General features: G+C 72.2%; 15 protein-coding genes. 8 read left to right on the top strand and 7 right to left on the bottom strand.

Going from position 1 to position 12,285, the window contains the following annotated elements; all coding sequences use genetic code 11:
- Positions 1-13: 13 nt before the first annotated feature.
- Entirely contained in the window at positions 14-427 is a 414-nt protein-coding gene (locus G9272_RS11435) for a VOC family protein (protein ID WP_171396458.1), read from the bottom strand.
- Between the two features lie 257 nt (positions 428-684).
- Between G9272_RS11435 and G9272_RS11430 the strand changes: the two genes are divergently transcribed.
- The 3 genes from G9272_RS11430 (at position 685) to G9272_RS11420 (ending at position 3,841) form a co-directional block, all read left to right on the top strand.
- Positions 685-2,283 (top strand): ABC-F family ATP-binding cassette domain-containing protein, encoded by a 1,599-nt coding sequence (locus G9272_RS11430; RefSeq protein ID WP_171396457.1) that lies wholly within the window; start codon positions 685-687, stop codon positions 2,281-2,283.
- A gap of 409 nt (positions 2,284-2,692) precedes the next feature.
- Positions 2,693-2,914 (top strand): helix-turn-helix domain-containing protein, encoded by a 222-nt coding sequence (locus G9272_RS11425; protein ID WP_004002281.1) that lies wholly within the window; start codon positions 2,693-2,695, stop codon positions 2,912-2,914.
- A 123-nt stretch (positions 2,915-3,037) separates the two neighbouring features.
- Positions 3,038-3,841 carry an enoyl-CoA hydratase/isomerase family protein gene (locus tag G9272_RS11420; protein ID WP_171396456.1) on the top strand — a complete coding sequence of 268 codons (804 nt, stop codon included), beginning with the start codon at positions 3,038-3,040 and terminating at the stop codon, positions 3,839-3,841.
- 22 nt (positions 3,842-3,863) lie between these two features.
- On the opposite strand, the gene G9272_RS11415 is transcribed toward G9272_RS11420, so the two are convergent.
- Entirely contained in the window at positions 3,864-4,577 is a 714-nt protein-coding gene (locus G9272_RS11415; protein ID WP_171396455.1) for a nucleopolyhedrovirus P10 family protein, read from the bottom strand.
- Between the two features lie 95 nt (positions 4,578-4,672).
- Here G9272_RS11415 and G9272_RS11410 point away from each other — a divergent pair, with 95 nt between their 5' ends.
- Genes G9272_RS11410 through amaP form a run of 5 tightly spaced genes read left to right on the top strand, consistent with a single transcriptional unit; the run spans position 4,673 to position 6,977 of the window.
- Positions 4,673-5,158, top strand: coding sequence for an Asp23/Gls24 family envelope stress response protein (locus tag G9272_RS11410; protein WP_171396454.1), 486 nt, complete (start codon positions 4,673-4,675; stop codon positions 5,156-5,158).
- 43 nt (positions 5,159-5,201) lie between these two features.
- Positions 5,202-5,387: a hypothetical protein gene (locus G9272_RS11405; protein WP_171396453.1), complete on the top strand. Its 186-nt coding sequence runs from the start codon at positions 5,202-5,204 to the stop codon at positions 5,385-5,387.
- On the top strand, positions 5,384-5,767 hold the full coding sequence (locus tag G9272_RS11400) for an Asp23/Gls24 family envelope stress response protein (protein ID WP_171396452.1): 384 nt from the start codon (positions 5,384-5,386) through the stop codon (positions 5,765-5,767). The genes G9272_RS11405 and G9272_RS11400 overlap by 4 nt, the downstream gene beginning before the upstream one ends.
- Positions 5,764-6,393, top strand: a complete 630-nt coding sequence (locus G9272_RS11395) for a DUF6286 domain-containing protein (RefSeq protein WP_171396451.1) — start codon at positions 5,764-5,766, stop codon at positions 6,391-6,393. The genes G9272_RS11400 and G9272_RS11395 overlap by 4 nt, the downstream gene beginning before the upstream one ends.
- Positions 6,394-6,398: 5 nt before the next feature.
- The gene (gene amaP / locus G9272_RS11390) at positions 6,399-6,977 is read left to right on the top strand and encodes an alkaline shock response membrane anchor protein AmaP (RefSeq protein ID WP_171396450.1); all 579 of its coding nucleotides are present in this window, start codon (positions 6,399-6,401) and stop codon (positions 6,975-6,977) included.
- Positions 6,978-7,060: 83 nt separating this feature from the next.
- Here the strand turns inward: amaP and G9272_RS11385 are convergent, their stop codons facing one another.
- From G9272_RS11385 to G9272_RS11365, 5 genes are read right to left on the bottom strand one after another with little or no spacing between them, the layout of a single operon-like run.
- Entirely contained in the window at positions 7,061-7,816 is a 756-nt protein-coding gene (locus G9272_RS11385; protein WP_171396449.1) for an SDR family oxidoreductase, read from the bottom strand.
- Positions 7,817-7,821: 5 nt separating this feature from the next.
- Positions 7,822-9,609, bottom strand: a complete 1,788-nt coding sequence (locus G9272_RS11380; RefSeq protein WP_171396448.1) for a glycoside hydrolase family 15 protein — start codon at positions 9,607-9,609, stop codon at positions 7,822-7,824.
- A gap of 34 nt (positions 9,610-9,643) precedes the next feature.
- Positions 9,644-9,973, bottom strand: a complete 330-nt coding sequence (locus tag G9272_RS11375; RefSeq protein ID WP_171396447.1) for a hypothetical protein — start codon at positions 9,971-9,973, stop codon at positions 9,644-9,646.
- Positions 9,970-10,533 carry a SigE family RNA polymerase sigma factor gene (locus tag G9272_RS11370; RefSeq protein ID WP_052183833.1) on the bottom strand — a complete coding sequence of 188 codons (564 nt, stop codon included), beginning with the start codon at positions 10,531-10,533 and terminating at the stop codon, positions 9,970-9,972. Before G9272_RS11370 ends, G9272_RS11375 begins: the two co-directional genes overlap by 4 nt.
- Positions 10,534-10,547: 14 nt before the next feature.
- Positions 10,548-12,104 carry a sodium:solute symporter family protein gene (locus tag G9272_RS11365; RefSeq protein WP_171396446.1) on the bottom strand — a complete coding sequence of 519 codons (1,557 nt, stop codon included), beginning with the start codon at positions 12,102-12,104 and terminating at the stop codon, positions 10,548-10,550.
- Positions 12,105-12,285 lie beyond the last annotated feature (181 nt).

Here is a 12,285-nt window from a genome sequence, read left to right as displayed (position 1 = left end):
TCCCGTGGGGCTCTCAGCCCTGTATCTCGGGCGCGTACGTGCCGAAGCTCCAGAGGTTGCCCTCGAGGTCGCGGGCCATGTAGTCCCGGGAGCCGTAGTCCTGGTCCGTCGGAGGCATCAGGATCTCCGCGCCGTGCTCCACGGCCCGCCGGTGGTGTGCGTCGACGTCGTCCACCACGACGTACACCCCGGTCGGACCCGCGTCCTTCATCGCCGTGTCGAAGATCCCGCCGCGGCCCTTCGAGCCGAGCATCACCGCGCCGTTGCCCTGCACCAGTTCGGCGTGCATGACCGAGCCGTTCTCGCCCTCGTAGACGGACAGCTCCGTGAACCCCAGGGCCTCCGTGAGCTGCCGGATCGCCGCCTTCGCGTCCGTGTACAGCACCGTCGGATAGATGCTGGGCCGCCCGCTGTTCGTGCCTGCCATGCCGATCACTCCCTTGTGATCAATGCCGGATTCGTCACCCGCTGCCCAGTCTGGCACCCGCCACCGACAGCGCCCCCGGGAGCAAGATCCGGCGGGAGCTCCGGCCGGAGCGCGGGAAGATCGAACACCTGAACCCAGAAAAAATGCTTGCACGGTCCCGTTAGACTGGCCCCCATGGCCATTCTCCTCGCGCATTAGACGGCGGGAACGTCCTCGGCCGTCCATCCCGCCAACGACCCCCGCTCTGGAGTCTGTCCGTGATCTCCGCCTCCGGCATCGAGCTGCGCGCCGGTGCCCGCATCCTCATCGAGAACGCCTCCTTCCGTGTGGCCAAGGGTGACCGCATCGGTCTGGTCGGGCGCAACGGCGCCGGCAAGACCACGCTGACCAAGGTCCTGGCCGGCGAGGGCATCCCGGCCGCGGGCCAGGTCACCCGCTCCGGCGAGGTCGGCTACCTCCCGCAGGACCCCCGCACCGGCGACCTCGACGTGCTGGCCCGCGACCGCATCCTCTCCGCGCGCGGCCTGGACATCCTGATCCGCAAGATGCGCGAGAACGAACAGCGGATCGCGAACGGCTCGGGCGCCACCCGCGACAAGGCGATGCGCCAGTACGAGCGCCAGGAGACGGAGTTCCTCACCAAGGGCGGATACTCCGCCGAGGCCGAGGCCGCCACCATCGCCGCCGCGCTCAACCTGCCCGACCGGGTGCTCGGCCAGCCCCTGCACACGCTCTCCGGCGGTCAGCGGCGCCGGGTCGAGCTGGCCCGCATCCTGTTCTCGGACGCGGACACCCTGCTCCTCGACGAGCCGACGAACCACCTCGACGCCGACTCGATCGTCTGGCTGCGCGACTACCTCAAGACCTACCGCGGCGGCTTCATCGTCATCAGCCACGACGTCGACCTGGTCGAGACGGTCGTCAACAAGGTCTTCTACCTGGACGCCAACCGCTCCCAGATCGACGTCTACAACATGGGCTGGCGGCTCTACCAGCAGCAGCGCGAGTCCGACGAGAAGCGCCGCAAGCGGGAGCGCCAGAACGCCGAGAAGAAGGCTGCCGCGCTGCATTCGCAGGCCGACAAGATGCGCGCCAAGGCCACCAAGACGGTCGCCGCGCAGAACATGGCCCGCCGCGCCGACAAGCTGCTCTCCGGCCTGGAGGCGGTCCGTCAGTCCGACAAGGTCGCCAAGCTCCGCTTCCCCGAGCCCGCGCCCTGCGGCAAGACGCCCCTGATGGCCGAGGGCCTGTCGAAGTCCTACGGCTCGCTGGAGATCTTCACCGACGTCGACCTGGCCATCGACAAGGGCTCCCGGGTCGTCATCCTCGGTCTGAACGGCGCCGGCAAGACGACCCTGCTGCGTCTGCTCGGCGGGGCGGAGCAGCCCGACACCGGCGAGGTCGTCGCGGGCCACGGCCTCAAGCTCGGCTACTACGCCCAGGAGCACGAGACGCTCGACCCGGAGCGTACGGTCCTGGAGAACATGCGTTCCGCCGCCCCCGACCTGGATCTGGTCGAGGTCCGCAAGACGCTCGGCTCGTTCCTGTTCTCCGGCGACGACGTCGACAAGCCCGCCGGTGTGCTCTCCGGCGGTGAGAAGACCCGGCTGGCCCTGGCCACCCTCGTGGTCTCCTCGGCCAACGTGCTGCTGCTCGACGAGCCCACCAACAACCTCGACCCGGCCAGCCGCGAGGAGATCCTCGGCGCGCTGCGTACCTACAAGGGCGCGGTCGTCCTGGTCACCCACGACGAGGGCGCCGTGGAGGCGCTCCAGCCCGAGCGGATCATCCTGCTGCCCGACGGCGTCGAGGACCTGTGGGGCGCCGACTACGCGGATCTGGTCGCGCTGGCCTGATCGAACGCGGGCTCCACGACGTGATCCAACGGCGTGATCCAGGAGGTGATCCAGGAGGTGATCCACGTCGTGATCCACGATGTTGGATCATTCGTCTGGATCATTCGGCCCACCGGTGATCCATCATCTGTGTGAGATCTCCTCGTATCGAGGTGTGTCCTACATCGATTTCGCGGCCGATCCCTTTGTCGACAAGGGATCGGCCGTCGCGCGTCTCTGACCTGCCACTTCGCCCGACAACCCGTTCGGTCCCACGAACACCACCGCGTGGAATCACATATTCCACTTGTGGGGACGCGCTCCTGTCGTCAAAACCCTGTCGCACGGACCTTGCCGAATGGGTGGCCATCGCGCGCCGGAGGGGTGATCATGAGGATGACCAGAGCGCACTTCCCATGAGGAGGCACGGGTGGCCGAGACTCTGAAGAAGGGCAGCCGGGTGACCGGCGCCGCGCGCGACAAGCTCGCGGCAGACCTGAAGAAGAAGTACGACTCCGGTGCGAGCATTCGGGCGCTGGCCGAGGAAACCGGTCGCTCGTATGGCTTTGTCCACCGGATGCTCAGCGAGTCGGGCGTCACGCTGCGTGGGCGTGGCGGGGCGACCCGAGGCAAGAAGGCCGCCTCGTCCTGACCCGGGGCGGCCGGCCCCACCGCTTTCGATGGTGGCCACCCGGTCGGTTGTCCGACCGGCCGGGTGGTTACTGTGCAGTCACTTAGCTGACCGCTGGCTGACCGCACACATCGGAGGCGCCTCATGGCCAAGCCCGACCAGGAACTCGTTCCCCTGCTCGACAAGGACGGCGTACGGCTCACCGTGGACGACGCGCTCGCCACGGTGACGCTGGCCAACCCGGCCAAGCGCAATGCGCAGAGCCCCGCCATGTGGCGGGCGCTCGCCGAGGCCGGGCGGCTGGTGCCGGGCTCCGTCCGCGTGGTCGTGCTGCGCGGCGAGGGCAAGTCCTTCTCCGCGGGGCTCGACCGGCAGATGTTCACGCCCGAGGGGATCGAGGGCGAGCAGTCCTTCATCGATCTCGCACGCAGTGGTGACGCCGAACTCGACGCCGCCATCGCCGGGTTCCAAGAGGGCTTCACCTGGTGGCGGCGCAACGACCTCGTGTCCATCGCCGCCGTCCAGGGCCACGCCATCGGTGCGGGCTTCCAGCTGGCTCTCGCCTGTGACCTGCGCGTCGTCGCCGACGACGTGCAGTTCGCCATGCGGGAGACCGGCCTCGGCCTCGTACCGGACCTGACGGGCACGCATCCCCTCGTCTCCCTCGTCGGCTACGGCCGCGCGGCCGAGATCTGCCTGACCGGCCGGTTCGTGCACGCCGAGGAGGCGGTGAGTTCCGGGCTCGCGAACATCGCCGTGCCCGCGCAGGACCTCGACACCGCGACGCGTGAGCTGGCCGCGGCGATCCTGGCCGCGCCCCGGGAGGCCGTCATCGAGACCAAGGCGCTGCTGCGCGGCGCCGGCGATCGCACCTACGACGAGCAGCGCGCCGCCGAGCGCGCCGCCCAGGGCCGCCGTCTGCGGGACCTGGCCGGCGTGGGTGAATGAGCCGAGTCCTCGCGGGTCCCGGTCACTCCACCGCCGTGACCAGGACGGAAACCGTCGGGTGATCCCGTAGCGCTTCCGACACCACCCCGCGCACCTTCCGGGCCACCTCCAGGGCCCGGTGGTGCGCACTCACCGCGATCTCCACGCGTGCGTGGCGGTTCGGCAGGGCGGTCGTGTGCTGTCGTTCCTCGATGCGTACCGCCCTGTCGACGACGTCGGTCAATCGGGTCACCCCCGGCACGGACAGAGCGGCGACGGTGGCGCGTGCCTCGTCGCCGTGCTGTGCCGCCCCCACGTGCGACGGCTCGGGAACAGACGGCACCGCCTCCGGTTGCGGGTCCTCGTCCAGCAGAGCCGTCACGCGCAGGTCCACCTCCGCCACCACCAGGCCGAGGCGATCCGTCGAGGCCGCCGCCAGCGCCGTGCGCAGGCGGGACGCCGTCGTCGGCAGCGGCTCGGACGAGGACGCGGCGATGTCCGCCGTCACCCGCAGCGGCCCGGGCGGCAGGGCGCTCGGCGGAGCCGGCACGGCGGACTCGTACACCCCTGTGGGGTCGGCCACCCCGATCCGCAGTGCGCCCATGCGCACGCCCTCCACACCTCGCACCGCCCGCCGCAGCACCGTCTCGGCCGCCGCCTCCGTGATCCACGCGCCGTCCCGCGGCCCGCCCAGCGGGAGCAGCCTGCCGAGGCCCAGCTGATGCCGTACCGCGCTCGTCCATCCGTCCGCCGTCATTGCTCCAGCCTGCCGCATCCCCGGCGCGCGGTCCGGCAACCGCGCTTACCGTGGTGGAAGGAACGACAACGAACCGGACGTAAGGACGTACGGCGATGACCGAGGCAGCAGCGGAGCAGCACCGGACGCAGACTCCCGACGGCGGCACCGAGCCGCTGGGGACCCGCAGGACGACCAAACGTGGCGGCGGGGATCCGGCGACCCGAGGGCGGACCACCATCGCCGACGGGGTCGTCGAGAAGATCGCGGGCCTCGCGGCACGGGACGTCCTGGGCGTCCACGCGATGGGCAGCGGGCTCAGCCGCACCTTCGGCGCCGTACGGGACCGGGTGCCCGGCGGCACGAAGTCGGTGTCCCGAGGCGTGAAGGCGGAGGTCGGCGAGGTACAGACCGCGCTCGACCTGGAGATCGTCGTCGACTACGGCGTGGCCATCGCCGACGTGGCGCAGGCCGTGCGGGAGAACGTGATCGCGGCCGTGGAGCGGATGACCGGACTGGAGGTCGTCGAGGTCAACATCGCGGTGAGCGACGTCAAGCTGCCCGACGAAGAGGACGAGGAGCCGGAGCCCCGGATCCAGTGACACACCGCCGGCCGGGTGACCGGACCGCCGAGGGGAGAACACCTTGAGCATGGCCGTGGTCGGCATGATCGCCGGCATGGCGCTGGGCTTCGCCGGATACTTCGGCGGGTTCGGGGCCTTCCTCCTGGTGGCGGCACTGGGCGCCGTCGGGTTCGTCGTCGGCCGGTTCCTGGAGGGGGACCTGGAACTCGGCGACCTCTTCCGTACCCGCGGCGACCGGCGCCGGTGACCTCCGTGGACGAGGGGGGCGTCGCCGTCGGCGGGCGCACGTCCGCCGTTCCTCCGGGTGCACGCGGCGCGACCCGCATCGCCGACCGGGTCGTGGCGAAGATCGCCGCGCAGGCCGCGCGCGAGGCGGTCGGCCCCCTGCCGCCCGACGCCGCCGGCCCGCACGCCACCGTCGTAGTCCACCATGAGGCCGCGCACATCCGGGTCCATCTCGAACTCGACTACCCGACCGATATCGGCGGACGCTGTCACCGTGTGCGTCGACATGTCACCGAGCGGGTAGGCGCGTTGGTGGGAATGGAGGTTCCGGAGGTCGCCGTCCAGGTGGAACGGCTGCACCTGACAGCGGCCCCCGGAGTGGCGCACGGGAGGGCGCGATGAGCGAGCCCGGAGGCTTGCAGGGCAGCACACTGCCCGTTCTGGAGAAACCCACGCAAGAAGACGGCCCCGGCCCGGCGGCCCCCGCCGACCACCGCTTCTGGTCGGCGCGCCGCGTTCCGGCCGGTGTCGTCGCGGCGCTGCTGCTGGTCGTCGCGGCTGCCTTCCTCTACGACGTGGCCGCCGTACGCGCCCACCGGACCGCCATGGCCTGGCGGAGCGGACTCGCCCGGCAGCTCGCCGAGCGCCCCCTCGACGACATCTGGGTGCTGGTCGGCGCCGGGGTCGCGGCGGCCCTCGGCCTGTGGCTGATACTCCTGGCCGTGACCCCGGGCCTCAGGGGCGTCCTGCCGATGCGCCGCGCCCACCCGGACGTACGGGCGGGCCTCGACCGGGACGCGGCCGCCTTGGTGCTGCGCGACCGGGCCATGGAGGTCGCGGGCGTGCAGTCGGTGAAGGTGCGCGCGGGCCGCCGGAAGGCCGACGTCCGCGCGCTGTCCCACTTCCGCGACCTGGACGACGTACACGCCGACCTGGACGCCGTCCTCACCGACGCGATCCGGGGCCTGGGCCTGGTCCGGCCGCTCGCCCTGTCGGTCCATGTGCGGCGACCCGCGAAGAAGGGGTGAGGACGATGCTCGGTACCGTCAACCGCGTGCTCATCGGAGGCGTCGGGCTGGTGCTGCTCGCCGTCGGCGGTGCGGTGCTGGCCGTGGGCCTGGGCGCCTCCGCACCCTCCTGGTGGCTCCACCAGGGCCCGCACGACGCCCTTCTCACCACCGCCGAACGCACCCGCTGGCGCGACGAAGCCTGGTGGTGGCCGACGGTGATCGCGGTCCTCGCGCTCCTCGTCCTGCTGACCCTGTGGTGGCTGACGGCGGTGCTGCGCCGCCGCCGGCTCGGCGAGCTCCTCGTCGACACGGGCGACGGCGCGGGCGCGCTGCTGCGGGGCCGCGCCCTGGAGGGCGTACTCGCCGCCGAGGCGGAGCGGCTGGACGGCGTCGCCCACGCCCATGTGGCGCTGAAGGGCAGGAGGGAGGCGCCCGAGGCGCGGGTCCGCCTGGTGCTGGAGCCCCACGTGGATCCGGCGACGGCGCTGGACCACCTGACGGCGCAGGCCCTGACCCACGCGCGGGATTCGGCGGCGCTCGAGGCACTGCCCGCGGAGGTGCGGATGAAGGGCGTCAAGCACAAGGCCGAAAGGGTCAGTTGAGCGGCCCGGGAGTGCGGGGGCGGTGACGGTCCGCGGCTTTGCCGCGTGGCCGTGACCGGTCCGCCCGCCCGGCGCCGGACCGGTCAGAACCCGTGCCGCATCCCGCCGTCGACCGGCACCATGAGGCCCGTCAGATAAGAGGCAGCCGGCGACAGCAGGAACGCGGCCGTCCGGCCGAACTCCGCCGCGGTCCCGTACCGCCGCAACGGAATCCGGGACTCGTTCGCGGCCCGGGTGGCCTCGGGGTCGGCCGACAGCCCGTCCAGCTCCCGCACCCGATCGGTGTCGATACGGGCCGGCAGCAGTCCCACGACCCTGATCCCCCGGGGCCCCAACTCGTCGGAGAGCGACTTCGCGAACCCGGCCAGTCCCGGCCGCAGGCCGTTGGAGATGGTCAGCCCGGGAATCGGCTCGTGCACCGACCCCGACAGGACGAATCCGATGACCCCGCCCGCCTCCAGCTCGGCGGCGGCCGTCCGCGCCAGCCGGACCGCCCCGAGGAACACCGACTCGAACGCGGTCTGCCACTGCTCGTCCGTGTTGTCCGCGACGAACCCGGGCGGCGGACCGCCCACGCTCACCAGCACCCCGTCGAAGCCGCCGAAGGCATCGCGCGCCGCCGCGATCAGCCGCGCCGCCGCCCCGGGGTCGGCGTTGTCCACGGCGAGCCCGACCGCGTTCGGCCCCAGCTCGGCGGCGGCGTCCGCGACGCGCTTCTCGTCCCGCCCGGTGAGCACCACCTTCGCGCCGTCCGCGACGAGCTCGCGCGCGGCGGCGTTGCCGAGGCCGCGCGTCGCCCCGGTGACCACGTACACCCGGTCCTTCAGTCCAAGATCCATGGCCCCTATCCTGCCTCCTTCGTGCCGAACAGGGCGAGGGCGGTGTTCACCAGGCCGATGTGACTGAAGGCCTGCGGGAAGTTGCCGAGGTGCCGGCCGGTCGTCGGGTCGTACTCCTCCGCCAGCAGACCCACGTCGTTGGCCAGGCCCACGAGCCGTTCGAACAGCTCCCGCGCCTCCTCCGTACGGCCCGTCATGTGCAGGGCGTCCGCGAGCCAGAACGAGCAGGCCAGGAAGGTGCCCTCGTCGCCCGGCAGGCCGTCGACGGTCGCGCCGTCCGTGCTGTAGCGGCGCAGCAGACCGCCGCGCCCGAGCTCCGCACGGACCGCGTCGACGGTCCCGACCACGCGCGGGTCGTCCGGCGGCAGGAAGCCGACGCGCGGGATGAGCAGCAGGGAGGCGTCCAGGTCGCGCGAGCCGTAGGACTGGGTGAACGTGCCCCGCTCCGGGTCGTAGCCCCGCTCGCACACCTCGCGGTGCACCTCGTCGCGCAGCGCCCGCCAGCCCGCCAGGTCACCGCTCAGGTCGGGGTACTCCTCCATCGCCCGGACGGCCCGGTCGGCGGCCACCCACACCATCACCTTGGAGTGCACGAACTGGCGCCGGCCACCGCGCACCTCCCACAGTCCCTCGTCCGGCTGCCGCCAGTTGTCGCAGAGCCACTTCATCAGCGCGCACTGCAACGACCACATGTGCGGCCGGGGCGACATGCCCGAGGTCCGGGCCAGCGACAGCGAGTCCATGACCTCGCCGTAGACGTCCAGCTGGAGCTGGTCCACGGCGCCGTTGCCGATGCGTACGGGCCTGGAGTCCGCGTAGCCGGTCAGCCAGGGCAGCTCGCACTCGGGCAGCCGGCGCTCGCCCGCCAGCCCGTACATGATCTGGAGGTCCGCCGGATCGCCCGCGACGGCGCGCAGCAGCCAGTTGCGCCAGGCCTCGGCCTCGTCCTGGTAGCCGGCCGCCAGGAGGGCGCCGAGGGTGAGGGTGGAGTCGCGCAGCCAGCAGTAGCGGTAGTCCCAGTTGCGGACCCCGCCCATCTCCTCGGGAAGGGAGGTGGTGAGCGCGGCGACGATGCCGCCGGTGGGGACGTACGTGAGGGCCTTGAGGGTGATCAGGGAGCGGACGACGGCGTCCCGGTGGGGCCCGTCGTAGCGGCAGCGGGCGGCCCACGCCTGCCAGTCGTCGACGCTGACCCGCAGCGCCTCCCACGGGTCGACGAGCGGCGGGCGCGACTCGTGCGAGGGGTGCCAGGTCAGCACGAAGGCGACCGACTCGCCCTCGGCGACGGTGAACTCCGAGTAGGTGGTGAAGTCCTCGCCCCAGGTGCGCACCTTCGGCTCGCTGCGCAACCAGACGGCGTCGGGACCGCCGATCGCCACGCGATGACCGTCGGCCCGGCGCATCCACGGGATGATCCAGCCGTAGTCGAAGCGCAGCCGCAGGGTGCTGCGGACGGTGACCCGGCCGCGCAGCCCCTCGACGATGCGTACGACGTCGGGGGCCTGGTCGCGTTGGGGCATCAGGTCGGTGACCCGGATCGCGCCCTCGTCGGTCTCCCACTCGGTGTCCAGGACTAGGGTGTCGGGCCGGTAGGCGCGCCGGGTGCAGGGACCCTGCACGCCCCGCGGGGCGATGCGCCAGTGGCCGTTCTCCTCGTCGCCGAGGAGGCGCGCGAAGCAGGCTCCGGAGTCGAAGCGGGGCAGACAGAGCCAGTCGACGGAACCGTCGATGCCGACCAGCGCGGCGGTCTGTTCGTCGCCGATGAGCGCGTAGCTCTCGATGCGGGGGTGCACGCAGTTCCGGGTTCCCGGCGGGCCCTGAGGGCAATCAGGGCTGCGGCCGGGCGAGTGACGGCAAGGCCGTCGGTGCGCCGGCGCCCGAGAAGACGACCCCCGGATCCGACGGCGCCTGGTTCAGCACCCACAGGCCGATCAGCGTGGCCAGGGCGAAGACGACGGCGATCAGCACGGCGAGGACGAGCCGTCGCCGGCGTTCGCGCCGCAGCCACTCTCCGCGCGCCGTGCGATAGGCGTCCGGGGCCGGCCGCACCCCGTCGGCCAGCGCCTCCAGGGCCTCGCTCAGCTCACGCCGGGTGCGTTCCTCCGCCGACGGCGGAGGCGGTTCCTGCCGGACGCGGTCCGGGCCGGTGTCGTTCATCGCCGGGCCTCCATCGCCTGGGTGAGCGCGGCGAGGCCGCGCGAGGTGTGGGTCTTGACGGACCCGCAGGAGATGCCCATCGCGGCGGCGATCTCGCTCTCCTTCAGGCCGAGCCAGTGCCGCAGCACGAGCGCCTCGCGCTGCCGGGCCGGCAGCTGCTGGAGGGCGTCGATCAGCACCCGCTGGTCGTCGCGCAGCAGCGCGGCGCTCTCCGCGGACGCCACGGTCTCGTCCGGGAGTTCCGGTGGGCTCTCCACATGCCGGCGGGCCACCTGGAGATGGCGTATCCGCATCCGGGTCAGATTGCAGACGGTGGACCGCAGATACGCCTCCGCCGCCTCCACGTCCCGCAGCCGCCGCCACTTCCGGTAGATCTGGTAGTACGCCTCGGCGACCACGTTCTCCGGATCGTCGGCGCCCAGCAGCACGGCGAGCCGCAGCATCGAGGAGTAGTGCAGCTCGAAGAGCCGGGCCAGGCCGGCCTCACGTTCCAGCTCGGCCGGGTCGCTCACCGCGGGGGCGAGGACCCGCTCCTCGACGAACGGCTCCGGTACGGGTATCGGGGGTCTGCGTCTCACGGGTGGTTCGCTCCCGTCTCGGGGCGCCGCCTGACGGTCAGGCGGGACGGCAGGTCGGTCGTGTCGGCGCCGCGCGGGACGCCGAGGCGTTCGAGGACAGCGGTGCCGGCCGTCGCGACGGTCAGGTTGAGCAGCAGGGCCACGATCCCCGCGTAGATCTCCAGCGGGCCGAACCCCAGGGTCACGATGGACGAGAACCCCTCACGCACCACCAGGAAGGTCCCGGCCGCCATGCCGGCCGCCCACCCGGCGAGCAGCGCGCGCGGATGCAGCCGCCCGGTGAACAGCCCGACGGCCACGGCCGGGAAGATCTGGAGGATCCACACCCCGCCCAGCAGTTGGAGGTTGACGGCGTCCTGGTCGCGCAGCCCGAACACGAACGCCACCGCGCCCGCCTTCGCGGTCAGCGACACCGCCTTGGCGATCCGCACCTGACGCTTGGGCGTGGCCGTCGGATGCACGTACTCGACGTACACGTTCCGTACGAAGCAGGTGGCGGCGGCGATCGACATCACGGCGGCCGGGACCAGCGCGCCCACGGTGATCGCGGCGAACACCAGACCGGCCAGCGGCCCCGGCATCAGCCGGTCGACGAGCATCGGCACGGCGGCCTCGGCGCTCCCCTTCGGTGCCCGCACGCCCGCCGCGAGGGCCGCGACCCCGAGGAAGCCGAAGAGGGCGAGCAGTCCCGTCCAGGCGGGCAGCGCCGCGGAGACCTTGCGCAGGGTGCGCGGGCCGTCGGCGGCGAACCCGGCGGTGAGCACATGCGGATACATCAGCAGCGCCAGCGCGGAGCCGAGCGCGAGCGTGGCGTACGCGGGTTGCTGCGCGGGGGAGAGGACCAGCGGGGAGTGGGCGACGTCCGTCCCGCCGAGCCGGTGGGCCGCGCTCTCGAACACGGCCCCGGGGCCGCCGAGCCGCCTGAGCACCAGCCAGCACACGGCGGTCAGTGACACGAACACCGCCACCGCCTTCAGCGCCGAGATGACCGCGGGCGCCCGCAGCCCGTGCCGGTACGTCGCCACCGCGAGCCCCGCGAACAGCGCCACCATCACCAGATCCCCGGCCGCGCCCCGCGGATAGACGCCCCCGGCCGTCAGCACCGCCCGTATCCCGAGCAGCTGGAGCGCGAGATACGGCATCGTCGCGAGGATCCCGGTGAGCGCCACCACCAGGGCCAGTGGCGGCGACCCGTACCGTCCCCGCACGAAGTCGGCGGCGGTGACATAGCCGTTCCTGCGGGCCACGCTCCACAGCCGGCTCAGCAGGACGAAGGCGAGCGGGCAGACGATCACCGTGTAGGGCACCGCGAAGAACGCGGGAGCACCGTTGCCGTACGCCAGCCCCGGGACGGCCGTGAAGGTGTACGCGGTGAAGATCGTGCCGCCGAGCAGCAGCCAGGTCCACACCGGGCCGAGGCTTCGGTCGGCCAGTGCCCAGCCCTCCAGGGAGGGCAGCCGGTCGCTGGGGCGCAGCCGCCGCGCGGTCACTGCGAGCAGCGACGCCCCGCCGATCACGGCGAGGAACGTCGTCGTCATGGCGCCGTCGGCCATGGGTCACCGTCCTTGGTGTGCCTGTGCCCTCACCGGTTGGTTGCGCGAACGGCGGTTTCGGTTGACGGGGAACCGGCGGGAAATCCTCTGGAAATTCGCTGTCAACCGCTTCCGGGGGGTGGGCAACTCTTGCACAGACCGACAGCGTGCGGGAGAGCCGCCCGCCGCTGATCTCCGTGAT

It is taken from the genome of Streptomyces asoensis (genome assembly GCF_013085465.1).
In the GTDB taxonomy this organism is placed as follows: domain Bacteria; phylum Actinomycetota; class Actinomycetes; order Streptomycetales; family Streptomycetaceae; genus Streptomyces; species Streptomyces cacaoi_A.
This window is presented reverse-complemented; position numbering and strand designations above follow the sequence as displayed.